The organism is Thauera sp. 2A1, from assembly GCF_009469595.2.
Taxonomy (GTDB): Bacteria; Pseudomonadota; Gammaproteobacteria; order Burkholderiales; family Rhodocyclaceae; genus Thauera.
Genome location: NZ_SSXV01000016.1, coordinates 1 through 12195 on the forward strand (window position 1 = coordinate 1; position 12195 = coordinate 12195).

Annotated in this window: 11 protein-coding genes; 10 read left to right on the forward strand and 1 reads right to left on the reverse strand. The window is 67.5% G+C overall.

Translation table 11 applies throughout. The annotated features are described in order from the left end of the window. Nucleotides 1-221: 221 nt before the first annotated feature. A complete protein-coding gene (locus GH664_RS14545) occupies nucleotides 222-992 on the forward strand; it encodes a GNAT family N-acetyltransferase (RefSeq protein ID WP_228111532.1) in 771 nt (256 codons plus the stop codon). Nucleotides 993-1124: 132 nt separating this feature from the next. Further along, nucleotides 1125-1436 carry a hypothetical protein gene (locus GH664_RS14550; RefSeq protein ID WP_153168807.1) on the forward strand — a complete coding sequence of 104 codons (312 nt, stop codon included), beginning with the start codon at nucleotides 1125-1127 and terminating at the stop codon, nucleotides 1434-1436. Nucleotides 1437-1693: 257 nt separating this feature from the next. Here GH664_RS14550 and GH664_RS14555 read toward each other — a convergent pair whose 3' ends face one another. After that, the gene (locus tag GH664_RS14555; RefSeq protein WP_228111533.1) at nucleotides 1694-2080 is read right to left on the reverse strand and encodes a cupin domain-containing protein; all 387 of its coding nucleotides are present in this window, start codon (nucleotides 2078-2080) and stop codon (nucleotides 1694-1696) included. 458 nt (nucleotides 2081-2538) lie between these two features. Here GH664_RS14555 and npdG point away from each other — a divergent pair, with 458 nt between their 5' ends. The 8 genes from npdG (at nucleotide 2539) to cysQ (ending at nucleotide 12098) form a co-directional block, all read left to right on the forward strand. After that, entirely contained in the window at nucleotides 2539-3219 is a 681-nt protein-coding gene (npdG, locus tag GH664_RS14560) for an NADPH-dependent F420 reductase (RefSeq protein ID WP_153168809.1), read from the forward strand. Next, on the forward strand, nucleotides 3206-3997 hold the full coding sequence (cofE, locus tag GH664_RS14565; protein WP_256219471.1) for a coenzyme F420-0:L-glutamate ligase: 792 nt from the start codon (nucleotides 3206-3208) through the stop codon (nucleotides 3995-3997). The genes npdG and cofE overlap by 14 nt, the downstream gene beginning before the upstream one ends. Then, on the forward strand, nucleotides 3994-4944 hold the full coding sequence (gene cofD / locus GH664_RS14570; protein ID WP_153168810.1) for a 2-phospho-L-lactate transferase: 951 nt from the start codon (nucleotides 3994-3996) through the stop codon (nucleotides 4942-4944). The genes cofE and cofD overlap by 4 nt, the downstream gene beginning before the upstream one ends. Before the next feature lie 309 nt (nucleotides 4945-5253). After that, nucleotides 5254-5886: a 2-phospho-L-lactate guanylyltransferase gene (cofC, locus tag GH664_RS14575; protein ID WP_153168811.1), complete on the forward strand. Its 633-nt coding sequence runs from the start codon at nucleotides 5254-5256 to the stop codon at nucleotides 5884-5886. After that, nucleotides 5868-8357, forward strand: coding sequence for a 5-amino-6-(D-ribitylamino)uracil--L-tyrosine 4-hydroxyphenyl transferase CofH (cofH, locus tag GH664_RS14580; protein WP_228111534.1), 2490 nt, complete (start codon nucleotides 5868-5870; stop codon nucleotides 8355-8357). Before cofC ends, cofH begins: the two co-directional genes overlap by 19 nt. Nucleotides 8358-8449: 92 nt before the next feature. Next, nucleotides 8450-9349, forward strand: coding sequence for a sulfate adenylyltransferase subunit CysD (gene cysD / locus GH664_RS14585; protein ID WP_153168813.1), 900 nt, complete (start codon nucleotides 8450-8452; stop codon nucleotides 9347-9349). Further along, a complete protein-coding gene (gene cysN, locus GH664_RS14590) occupies nucleotides 9350-11257 on the forward strand; it encodes a sulfate adenylyltransferase subunit CysN (RefSeq protein WP_153168814.1) in 1908 nt (635 codons plus the stop codon). A gap of 58 nt (nucleotides 11258-11315) precedes the next feature. Continuing rightward, the gene (cysQ, locus tag GH664_RS14595) at nucleotides 11316-12098 is read left to right on the forward strand and encodes a 3'(2'),5'-bisphosphate nucleotidase CysQ (RefSeq protein WP_153168815.1); all 783 of its coding nucleotides are present in this window, start codon (nucleotides 11316-11318) and stop codon (nucleotides 12096-12098) included. The last annotated feature ends 97 nt before the right edge of the window (nucleotides 12099-12195 follow it).

Here is a 12195-nt window from a genome sequence, read left to right on the forward strand (position 1 = left end):
CGCAAGACCAGCATCAAGACCAAGCGATTGCTGGCTTCCGCTTCCGATGAACTCCGCGCCGAAATGCTCGGATTCCAACCGGAAGAGGAAGATGACGAATGATGAATGGGTAGCTGCGGCAGCCCTGGCTCCTGGCCCGGGACACGACGGGATATTCACCGGAAGAGCAGAAGACGATCAGCCAGATCAAGGACAAGGTTTCAGCCCTGGCCAGGGAGGGCATGAAATTCGAATACTGCATGTATGGCGGGAAAATCTTCGACGTCGAGCCGGCGAACGTACCGGGGGTCCGTGTCGTCGATAACGGCTGGGTGACCGTCATCGGCTATCAGGCCAATGGCTACTCCCTCATGCCTGCCTCCCTCATGCCTGCCTATTGGCGTCGGGGCGCCCGCGGCACCGTTGCCATCAGCGAGCACACCATGGCGGCAGTCCCCACCATTGCCGCCACATCGGTACCTCACCAGGAGACTTTCATGGCATTCGAACTGGAACCTTGCGAGCTTGAAAAGATGAATTCAGGGCTGACCATACATGAAGCCGCAGCGGATGACGCCTGGGAGGTCGCCATCCTCGTGGGCGAGCTGCTGGCAGAGATCATGCACGCCATCGGCACACCGGCCTTCAACTTCGACCTGACGGAGACCGCGACCCGGCTGGCGGACTTCCTGAGTCGGGAGAAGTACTTCGTGTTCGTCGCCCGCGATGCGGGCCGCCATGCCGTCGGTTTCGTCTCGCTCTGCGAAAGCTGCTCGCTCTATGCCGAAGGCACATTCGGCACGATGCAGGAGTTGTACGTGCGCCCCGAATTCCGCTCGAAGAAATTGGGACTTCGTCTCGTATCCCAGGCCAAGTCCTTCGCCATGTCCCGTGGCTGGCGTCGTCTGGAGGTCACGACACCGCCGCTGCCAGAATTCGACAGAACCCTGGCATTCTATGAACGCGAGGGATTCTCGGTGACGGGTGGACGCAAGCTGAAGCTTGCCCTCTGAGGGAATCGTCCCCCGCCCCATTCTCGGCATCGACGACATGGCCGGCGCCGCCCCGCCCGCGCCTGCTTCACCGTACAGCGGGCCGCCGTCTTCAAATAGACTGTCGGCCCCGACCTCAGCCCGCGCAAACCGATGAAGATCGACCAGCTCCCGACCGGCGCCCGCTTCCAGTGGAAAGGCCGCAACTACACCAAGGTCGGCCCCATGACCGCCGCGGCGGATTCCGGGGGCACGGACTTCATCCCCAAGCACGCCACGCTGCAGCCCATTCCCGGAGAAACTCCGCCGGCTGCGCCGGAAGAGGACACGGCACCGCCGCTCGATGCGGCAAAGGTCAAGGCCGCGTTCGAGGCCTATCACCGCGCCGCGCTGCGCGTCACGGATGAGGCCGGGCGGCTGGCGCTGCAGAGTGCGCGGGTGCGGTTCTTGGCGGAGATCAGCTAGGGGCGGGTTGTCCGTCGGACACTTGAGCGTAGAGCATCAGCGCATTGCCTCGCTGCAGGCCGGGCGCTTCGTGCTTCATGTACACCGAGCAAAGCCTCGCGAGGACGGCATGAGTGGGAACGATGGAGGTGTCGCCCATCAGGCCGATCGGCAGTGAAGTCGCGCGCGCGGAATATTCTGCTCATGGCTTGAACTCGACGGGGTTGCCCCGGTATCGACCGGGAGGATTGTGCGGGCGCTGTGGCCACCGAATTGTGTCAGTACGCTCGGCCGTCCTTGTGCAGGAACTTCCAGCGACCATCCACCCATTGAGCCATCAGGTCATCGTCCGGGTAGTGGACGGAATCTCCGGGGCTCCGGTCACCGATTTCGAGGTACTCAACATCATCCGGACCGGGATTGAAGAGCTGATGTGCATCGCCGCTGCCGGCGCGAAAGCCCGCGCACATGCCTGGTGCCAGTGGCATTTCGCCAGCGTCGGTGCGCAACATGGGATTTCCCTTGAGCACGTAGATGAACTCGTCCTGAGTTTCGTGAGAGTGGCGCAGGGCAGAAATGGCGCCGGGCTGAAGCGTTGTCAGATTGACGCCGAAGTTGCGAAGTCCAAACACTTCGCCGAGTTGGCGCTTCTCGCGCCCAGCCATGCGCGAGGCAAACGGCTCCGGGTAAGCCGAGGGCAGTCTCCTGGGCTCTACGTGTCCGGCGATAGTGGCTCGGGGCTGGGAGTGCTCATTTCTGTCGTTCGGCATGCAGTCGTTCTCCTCTTGTTCATTCGGGCGGATCGACCCGGCGATGCCGCTGACTCTGATGGTCTGTCGCTACCGCCGTCCAGTTTGGTTCAGCGGCCATCAGTATTGCGAAACTGAGCCTTGGAGTGAAAGGCTCAGTGGAGGACAAAATGTCCATCGAGCCATGTCTCTGGATCGGACATGGTTGTTCTCATGGCCGGATTGGACTTGAGGGACACAGCGATCCGCTGCCCGCCCCGCAAGGCGTCGTCCAATCGGACGATGCCCTGCAGCCATCGAGTCTCGTAGCGTGAGCAATACTGCGCATGCTCGCGCCAATGCGGGCATTACGCCCACCCCATGGAGACACACAGATGGTCATCGACAACACAAGAACAATCGGCGTCATCGGCGGTACCGGCAAGCTCGGGGCGGCCCTCGCCCGCCGCTGGGCGAAGGCGGGGCTGCGCGTGGCGATCGGCTCGCGCGATGCCGGCAAGGCCCGCGAAGCGGCCGCCGCGCTGGCGGCGGAGACCGGCGCGGTGGTCGATTCGGGACTCAACGGCGAAGTTGCCGCCCGCGCCGACCTGATCGTGGTCAGTGTGCCCTTCGCGTCGCAGGTCGCCACGCTGGAGGAGATCCGCACCGCTGCGGCCGGCAAGCTGGTGGTGGATACCACGGTGCCGCTGATGCCGCCCAAGGTGATGCGCGTGCAGTTGCCGCCCGAGGGCTGCGCCGCGCTGCGCGCGCAGCAGACGCTGGGCGAGGCGGTGCGCGTGGTCTCGGCCTTCCACAACGTGGCCGCCCACAAGCTGGCGACTGACGAGGACATCGCCTGCGACGTGCTGGTGTTCGGCGACGACAAGGCCGACCGCGCCCAGGTCGTGGCGCTGGCCGATGCCGCCGGCCTGCGCGGGCTGCATGGCGGCGCCCTGGCGAACTCTGCAGCGGCCGAGGCGATGACCTCGGTGCTGATCTTTCTCAACAAGACCTATCGTGTCGACGGCGCCGGCCTGTGCATCACCGGCAAGCTCGACATGAATGCCGACGCCTGAGCCGGCCGCCATGGGACGCCGGCTCTGTTTCGAAGCGCTTTCCGGCATCCCGGAGATCCGCCCCGGCGATGCCCTGGCGCCGCTGATCGTCGGCGCGCTCGCGGAGAACGGGAGTGCGCTGGGCAGCGACAGCATCGTCGTGGTGGCGCAGAAGATCGTGTCGAAGTCGGAAGGCCGCTTCGCCTGGCTCGATGAGGTCATCCCTTCCGACAAGGCGCGGGAGCTCGCCGGGATCACCGGCAAGGATGCGCGCCTGGTCGAGCTGACCCTGTCCGAATCGACGCGCGTGCTGCGCGCGGTGCCGGGCGTGCTGATCGTGCGCCATCGCCTCGGTTACGTGATGGCCAACGCCGGCATCGACATGTCCAACGTGCCGGGCGAAGCTGGCCGCGAACGCGCCCTGCTGCTGCCGCTGGACCCTGGCGCCTCGGCCGCCGCGCTGCGCGAGGCCTTGCGCCTGGCCACCGGGCAGGCGGTGGGCGTCATCGTCAGCGACAGCTTCGGCCGCCCGTGGCGCAACGGCGTGGTGAACGTGGCGCTGGGCTCGGCCGGCATCCCGGCGCTGATCGACCGCCGCGGCGACACCGACCGCCACGGCCGCACGCTGCAGATCACCCAGACCGCCTTTGCCGATGCAGTGGCCGCCGGCGCCGCGGTGGTGATGGGCGAAGGCGACGAGGGCATGCCGGTGGTGATCGCCAGCGGCTTCATGCCGGCCGCGCCCGAGACGGATTGCCGGGCGCTGGTGCGCCCGATCGACACGGACCTGTTCCAATGAGCGCAACCAACATCCTTGCCCTGAGCGGCGGCGTCGGTGGCGCCAAGCTCGCCGACGGACTGCTGCACGCGGCGGGCCGCGGCCGGCTCACCGTCGTGGTGAATACCGGCGACGACTTCACCCACCTCGGCCTGCACATCTCGCCCGACATCGACACCGCGCTCTACACGCTGGCCGACCTCGCCAACCCCGAGACCGGCTGGGGCCGGCGCGACGAGACCTGGACCTTCATGGATGCGCTCGCCCGCCTGGGCGGCGAGACCTGGTTCCGGCTCGGCGACGGTGACCTCGCCACCCATGTGGAGCGCACGCGCCGGCTCGCGGCCGGCGAGCCGCTCTCGGCCATCGTCGCCGACTTTGCGCGCCGCTTCGGCATCGCCGCCGACATCGTGCCGATGTCCGATCAGCCGCTGCGCACCCGCGTGCGGACGGACGACGGCGTGTTCGACTTCCAGGACTACTTCGTCCGCCAGCAATGCCGACCGGTGACGCGTGCGATCGAATTCATGTTCGCCCCCGACACGCGCCCGTGCGCCGCGTTGGAGCCGGCGCTCGCCGACGAGGAACTGGGCGCCATTCTGATCTGCCCGTCCAACCCCTACCTGAGCATCGCCCCCATCCTGGCGGTACCCGGCCTGCGTGCGCTCCTGCGTGGGCGGGGCGTGCCCATCGTCGCGGTGTCGCCGCTGGTTGGCGGCGCCGCGGTGAAGGGGCCGACGGCCAAGATCATGACCGAACTCGGCGTGCCGGTGAGCGCGGACGAGATCGTCCGCCAATACGGCGACCTGCTCGACGGCTTCGTGCTGGATGCCCGCGACGCCCACCTGCGCGAGCGCATCGCCCTGCCGGTGCATGTCACCGACACGCTGATGCTGACGCCTGCCGATCGCATTCGCGTCGCGCAGGAAACGCTCGCCTTCGCGACCGCCCTCCCACGCAAGGCCTGACCCGGCCGCGTTCCGCTCCATCGACGCAATCGCACGCCCTGAAAACCGAGCTTTTTCATCTTTAGCCGGAATGCATTTCAACGACGTCTGCACTTCATTGTTTTAATTCTTATTTTTCTGGCCCTTCGACAAAACGCGGCAGCCTCAAAGCGAGTAGCCATCGTCGTATCTGAGATGTTTCAATTTTGCCAAGGACAGCACGAAGACCATGCAGACACCTCATCACACCCCTCTCGCAGCCAATGACGCCACACACGCCTCGCGGCGTGTTGACGGCGCCGCTGCGGCCGGATCGCCAGGAGCACGGTCATGAGCTGCTGGGCTGTGGTTCCGCTCAAGGCGCGCCGCTTCGGCAAGACGCGGCTGGCCGGCATGCTGGATGAAGCCGCGCGCGCCGGGCTGGTGCAGACGATGCTCGAGACCGTGTTGTCCGCCCTGTCCGGAGCGCACGAGATCGATCGCGTCGCGGTGGTGAGCAGCGAGCCGGAACGGGTTCCTGCCGGCGTGCTCGCCCTGCCGGACCCCGGCCAGGGCCTGAACCCGGCGCTGACCGCCGCTGCCGACCGGCTGCTCGACCACGGTGCGAGCTCGCTGCTGGTCATCCATGCCGACCTGCCCCTGGTGCGGGCGGCCGACATCGACCGCTTCGTCCGCGCCGGCCGGCAGCAGGGCATGGCCCTGGCATCGGACCGCCACGGCACCGGCACCAATGCGCTTTTCATCGCGGACGGGCTGGATTTCCCCTTCCGGTTCGGCACGAACAGCCTGTCACGCCACCTGGCGGAGGCGCGCCTGCGCCGGATCACCCCCGCCCTGCCCGCGCTGAACGGTCTCGCCCTCGACATCGACACCCCTGCCGACCTCCCCTGCCTGTTGCCGGCGGCCGGTTCCCCCTTCACGCCCTCCCGCTGGAGTCCGACGCCATGCACGACCTCACTCTGAGCCTTCTCGCCCACGCGCGGGCAGGACACATGCTGTCGGCCCAGGAGATCCATCTGCTGGCCGAGCGTGCATCGCACGCCGACCTGCTGCACACCGCCGAGGCCCTGACGCTGGCCGGGCACGGTGCCAGCGTGGGCTATTCGCGCAAGGTCTTCATTCCTCTGACCCGGCTGTGCCGCAACACCTGCGGCTACTGCACCTTCGCCACGACGCCCAAGTCGGTGCCGAGCGCCTACCTGAGCACCGACGAGGTGCTGGCGATCGCCCGCGCCGGGGCAGCGGCGGGCTGCCACGAGGCCTTGTTCACCCTCGGCGAGCGCCCGGAGTCGCGCTACAAGGCGGCGCGCGACGCCCTCGCTGCGCTCGGCCACGGCTCGACCATCGAATACCTGGCGGAGATGGCCGCGCTGGTGCATCGCGAGACCGGGCTGTTGCCGCATGTGAACCCCGGCACCATGAGTGCCGAAGAGATCGCCCTGCTGCGCCCGCTGTCGGCCTCGATGGGCATCATGCTGGAGTCGTCCTCCAGCCGCCTGTGCGAACGCGGCGGCCCGCACTGGAAGTGCGTGGACAAGCACCCCGACGTTCGCCTCGCCACCTTGCGCCTCGCTGGCGAACAGGCGGTGCCGATGACCACCGGCATCCTGATCGGCATCGGCGAGACGCGCCGCGAGCGCGTCGACTCCCTGCTCGCGCTGCGCGACCTGCACGCGGCGCACGGGCACCTGCAGGAGATCATCGTGCAGAACTTCCGCGCCAAGGCCGGCACGGTGATGGCGCGGGCGGACGAGCCCGGGCTGGACGATCACACATGGACGATCGCGATGGCACGGCTGATCTTCGGCGCCCGCATGTCCATCCAGGCGCCGCCCAACCTGAGGCCCGGCGAGCTCGGCCCGCTGCTGCGCGCCGGCGTCAATGACTGGGGCGGCATCTCGCCGGTCACCCTCGATCACGTGAACCCGGAAGCGGCGTGGCCGCAGATCGATGCGCTCGCCGCCGAGACGGCAACGCACGGCCGCCATCTGCGCCCGCGCCTGCCGCTGATCCCGTCCTTCGTGCGCGAGGCTGCGCGGTGGACCGACACGGCGATGGGCACCGCCCTGCTGCGCCGTGCGGACGCCAGCGGCTTCGCCCGCGCCGACGAGTGGCTCGCCGGCACCGGCCAGGCGCCCTCGCCCGCTGCGCTGCGCGCCTTCGCGTCGCAAGCGGGCGGCACGGCGCCATCGCAGGCCATGCGCGCGCTGCTCGACAAGGCCCTGGCGGGCCGCGAGCTGGCCGAGGACGAGATCGTGCGCCTCTTCGACGCGCAGGGCGCGGATCTGCACGCGGTGATGGCGGCGGCCGACCGCCTGCGGCGCGACACCGTGGGCGACACGGTCACGCACGTGCGCAACTGCAACATCAACTACACCAACATCTGCCAGCACCGCTGCGGCTTCTGCGCCTTTGCCAAGAGCCACGCCGCATCCACGCTGCGCGGCCCGGCCTACCGGCTCGAAGCCGAGCAGGTTGCCGCCCGTGCGCTCGAAGCCTGGGCGCGCGGCGCCACCGAGGTGTGCATGCAGGGCGGCATCCACCCGCACTACACCGGCGACACCTACCTCGAGCTGCTGGCGGCGGTGAAGCGCGCGACGCCCGACATGCACATCCATGCCTTCTCGCCGCTGGAGATCCGCCACGGCGCCGCCACGCTGGGGCTGTCGCTGCGCGACTACCTGCGGCGCCTGCGCGATGCCGGCCTGCGCACGCTGCCGGGCACGGCGGCGGAAATCCTCGACGACGAGGTGCGCGCCATCATCTGCCCGGACAAGCTCGACACCGCGCAATGGCTCGAGGTGATGGAAGCCGCGCACGAGGTCGGCATCCGCAGCACCGCGACCATCATGTTCGGCCATGTGGATGCACCGCAGCACTGGGCGCGCCACCTGCTGGCCATCCGCCGGCTGCAGGCGAAGACCGGCGGCTTCACCGAGTTCGTGCCGCTGCCCTTCGTGCATATGGAGTCGCCGCTGTGGCACAAGGGCCGCGCACGTTCCGGCCCGACGCTGCGCGAGTCGGTGCTGATGCATGCGGTCGCCCGCCTGGTGCTGCATCCGCTGATCCCGAACATCCAGACCTCGTGGGTGAAGATGGGCGCCGAAGGCGCGGCGCTCTGCCTGCAGGCCGGCGCCAACGACCTCGGCGGCACGCTGATGTACGAATCGATCACGCGCGCAGCGGGCGGTGCCAACGGCCAGTTGATGGAGACCGCCGACCTGCGCGCCATCGCGGCGCGCTGCGCACGCCTGCTGCGACAACGCACGACGCTTTACGAAGCGGTGCCGCCGGCAACCGATGGTGCCGAGGTCGCGGCAGCGATGGCGGCATCGGATGCGGCAGGCAAGTGCACGACGCCGACCGCCCCGGCTGCCGAGGCCGAAGCCCCCCAACGCCCGCGGCGGGTGCATAGGCTGCACGCGACCGCCTGAACCCCCACGCTCCACGCAGTACCGAACCGCGCCGCCCCGGCGGCGCGGCCGGCCCCCCACGTCCCTAGGTCCCGCAACAAGCTGGAGAATCCATGACACTCACCCACCTGCAACGGCTCGAAGCCGAAAGCATCCACATCCTGCGCGAAGTCGTCGCCGAAGCCGACAACCCGGTCATGCTGTATTCCATCGGCAAGGACAGCGCGGTCATGCTGCACCTGGCGATGAAGGCCTTCTACCCGGCGGTGCCGCCCTTCCCGCTGCTGCACGTCGACACGCGCTGGAAGTTCCAGGAGATGTACCGCTTCCGCGACCGCATGGCACAGCAGACGGGCATGGACCTGCTGGTGCATATCAACCCCGAAGGCGTGGAAAGGGACATCAACCCCTTCACCCACGGCTCGGCCATCCACACCGACATCATGAAGACCGAGGGCTTGAAGCAGGCGCTCGACAAGTACGGCTTCGACGCGGCCTTCGGCGGCGCGCGGCGCGACGAGGAGAAGTCGCGCGCCAAGGAGCGCGTGTTCTCCTTCCGTTCCGCACAGCATCGCTGGGACCCGAAGAACCAGCGCCCGGAGCTGTGGAAGCTGTACAACACCCGCAAGCACAAGGGCGAGTCGATCCGCGTGTTCCCGCTGTCGAACTGGACCGAGCTCGACATCTGGCAATACATCCACCTCGAGAACGTGCCCATCGTGCCGCTGTACTACGCGGCCGAGCGCCCGGTGGTCGAGCGCGACGGCACGCTGATCATGGTCGACGACGAGCGCATGCCCTTGAAACCGGGCGAAGTGCCGATGATGAAGAAGGTGCGTTTCCGCACCCTGGGCTGCTACCCGCTGACCGGCGCGGTGGAGTCCGAGGCCGACACGCTGCCGGCGATCATCCAGGAAATGCTGCTGACGAAAACGTCCGAGCGCCAGGGCCGGGTGATCGACCACGATTCCGCCGCTTCCATGGAAAAGAAAAAGCAAGAGGGCTACTTCTAAATGGCACACGTATCGGATCTGATCGCCACCGACATCGAGCAATACCTGAAGGCGCACGAGAACAAGAGCCTGCTGCGCTTCATCACCTGCGGCAGCGTGGACGACGGCAAGAGCACGCTGATCGGCCGCCTGCTGTTTGAGTCGAAGATGCTGTTCGAGGACCAGTTGGCCGCGGTGGAAGCGGACTCGAAGAAATGGGGCACGCAGGGCGATGCGATCGACTTCGCGCTGCTCGTCGATGGTCTGGCCGCCGAGCGCGAGCAGGGCATCACCATCGACGTGGCCTACCGCTTCTTCTCCACCGACAAGCGCAAGTTCATCGTCGCCGACACGCCGGGCCACGAGCAGTACACCCGCAACATGGTCACCGGCGCGTCCACCGCCGACGTCGCGATCCTGATGGTCGATGCGCGCAAGGGCATCCTGACCCAGACGCGGCGCCACAGCTACCTGGTGTCGCTGCTGGGCATCCGCCACATCGTCGTGGCGATCAACAAGATGGACCTGGTCGACTACTCGGAAAAAGTCTTCCACGACATCCGCGAGGACTATTCCGCCTTTGCCGCTCAGATCGGGCTGAAGGACGTCACCTTCATCCCGCTGTCGGCTTTCAGGGGCGACAACATCATCGAAGCCGGCGATGCGATGCCGTGGTACCACGGCGCCACGCTGATGGACTACCTGGAGACGGTGGAGATCGACGACGCGCGCATGCAGCGCGAGCCTTTCCGCCTGCCGGTGCAGTGGGTGAACCGCCCGAATCTGGATTTCCGCGGCTTTGCCGGCCAGGTGGCGAGCGGCGTGATCCGCCCCGGCGACCGCATCCGCGTGCAGCCGTCGGGGCGCGAGAGCACGGTGGCGCGCATCGTCACCCACGGCGGCGACCTGGCGCAGGCGGTGGCGGGGCAGTCGATCACGATGACGCTGGCCGACGAGATCGACATCTCGCGCGGCGACGTGATCTCGACGGTGGAGGCGCCTGCGGAAGTGGCCGACCAGTTCGAGACCACGCTGGTGTGGATGCACGACGAGCCGATGCTGCCCGGCCGCCCCTACCTGCTGAAGATCGGCGCCAAGGTCGTCACCGCCACGATCACCGACATCAAGTACCAGGTGAACGTGAACACGCTCGAGCACATCGCGGCGAAGAAGCTCGAGCTGAACGCGATCGGCGTGTGCAACCTGAGCCTGGATCGGCCGATCGCCTTCGACCCCTGCGCCCACAACCGCGATACCGGCGGTTTCATCCTGATCGACCGGCTGTCCAACAACACGATAGGCGCGGGTCTGCTGCACTTTGCCCTGCGCCGCGCCCACAACATCCATCTGCAGCACGTCGATGTGGACAAGTCTGCCCGTTCGGCGCTGAAGCAGCAGAAGAGCTGCGTGCTGTGGTTCACCGGCCTGTCGGGCGCGGGCAAGTCGTCGATCGCCAACCTGGTCGAGAAGAAGCTCCATGCGCTCGGCCACCACACCTATCTGCTCGACGGTGACAACGTGCGCCACGGGCTGAACAAGGACCTGGGCTTCACCGATGCCGACCGCGTGGAGAACATCCGCCGCGTCGGCGAAGTGGCCAGGTTGATGGTCGATGCCGGGCTGATCGTGCTCACCGCCTTCATCTCGCCCTTCCGCGCCGAGCGCCAGATGGCGCGCGCGCTGGTCGAGGACGGCGAGTTCGTCGAGATCCACGTCGATACGCCGCTGGAGATCGCCGAGCAGCGCGACGTCAAGGGCCTGTACAAGAAGGCGCGGCGCGGCGAGCTGAAGAACTTCACCGGCATCGACTCGCCCTACGAGGTGCCCGAGGCGCCGGAAATCCGGCTCGCGACGGCCCAACTATCGCTCGAGGCGGCGGCAGATGCCGTGATCGACGCCCTGCGCCTGCGCAGCATCATCGCCGACTGAAGCCGGCCGGCCCCGCACCGGGGCCGGCTCCGCACACCCATTACCGAACGGAAACCTCATGCTCCCGACCCTCGATCTCCCTTCCCTGCTGGAACGTCTGCTGCCGGTGGCGCGCGCCGCCGGAGCAGCCATCATGGAAATCTACGCGACCGACTTCGCCGTACGCGGCAAGGACGATGCATCGCCCGTCACCGAGGCGGACGAACGGGCCGAAGCCCTGATCCTGCCCGAGCTCGCCCGGCTCACGCCGGACATCCCGGTGGTGTCCGAGGAAGAAGCGTCCGCCGGGCGCATTCCGGCGGTGGCCGATCGCTTCTGGCTCGTCGATCCGCTGGACGGCACCAAGGAATTCATCAGCCGCAACGGCGAATTCACCGTCAATATCGCCCTCGTCGAGCACGGCACGCCGGTGCTGGGCGTCGTGTTCGCGCCCGCGCTCGACAGGCTCTTCGCCGGCGCGGCGGGCGCGGGCGGCTTCGCCGAGGACAAGGGCGTGCGCCGCAGCATCGCCTGCCGCATGCCGCCGATGGAAGGACTCACCGTGGTGGCCAGCCGCTCGCACGGCGACGCCGACGCCCTCGCGGCCTTCCTTGCCGGGCGCAAGGTGGCCAGCCAGACCAACGCCGGATCGTCGCTCAAGCTGTGCCTGGTGGCGGCCGGCGAAGCGGACGTCTATCCGCGCCTGGGCCGCACCATGGAATGGGACATTGCCGCCGGCGATGCGGTGCTGCGCGCTGCCGGCGGCAGCGTGAACACCCTCGACGGCAAGGTGCTGACGTATGGCAAGCCGGATTTCGCCAACCCGCACTTCGCCGCATGGGGCATGGCGCCCACCCCATGACCGGCAAAAACCGAGCTTTATTCAGTTTATGATGAAAGGAAGTCGCGTAGATCTGCAGTCAATTGTTTCCAATGACTTTTATCGCAATCTTCCGGCT

What these genes read in the sequence shown, in the direction of transcription:
- GH664_RS14545 (WP_228111532.1), top strand. Translation starts at nt 222, where the DNA reads ATGAAATTCGAATACTGCATGTATGGCGGGAAAATCTTCGACGTCGAG.
- GH664_RS14550 (WP_153168807.1), top strand. Translation starts at nt 1,125, where the DNA reads ATGAAGATCGACCAGCTCCCGACCGGCGCCCGCTTCCAGTGGAAAGGC.
- GH664_RS14555 (WP_228111533.1), bottom strand. Translation starts at nt 2,080, where the DNA reads ATGGCTGGGCGCGAGAAGCGCCAACTCGGCGAAGTGTTTGGACTTCGC.
- npdG (WP_153168809.1), top strand. Translation starts at nt 2,539, where the DNA reads ATGGTCATCGACAACACAAGAACAATCGGCGTCATCGGCGGTACCGGC.
- cofE (WP_256219471.1), top strand. Translation starts at nt 3,206, where the DNA reads ATGCCGACGCCTGAGCCGGCCGCCATGGGACGCCGGCTCTGTTTCGAA.
- cofD (WP_153168810.1), top strand. Translation starts at nt 3,994, where the DNA reads ATGAGCGCAACCAACATCCTTGCCCTGAGCGGCGGCGTCGGTGGCGCC.
- cofC (WP_153168811.1), top strand. Translation starts at nt 5,254, where the DNA reads ATGAGCTGCTGGGCTGTGGTTCCGCTCAAGGCGCGCCGCTTCGGCAAG.
- cofH (WP_228111534.1), top strand. Translation starts at nt 5,868, where the DNA reads ATGCACGACCTCACTCTGAGCCTTCTCGCCCACGCGCGGGCAGGACAC.
- cysD (WP_153168813.1), top strand. Translation starts at nt 8,450, where the DNA reads ATGACACTCACCCACCTGCAACGGCTCGAAGCCGAAAGCATCCACATC.
- cysN (WP_153168814.1), top strand. Translation starts at nt 9,350, where the DNA reads ATGGCACACGTATCGGATCTGATCGCCACCGACATCGAGCAATACCTG.
- cysQ (WP_153168815.1), top strand. Translation starts at nt 11,316, where the DNA reads ATGCTCCCGACCCTCGATCTCCCTTCCCTGCTGGAACGTCTGCTGCCG.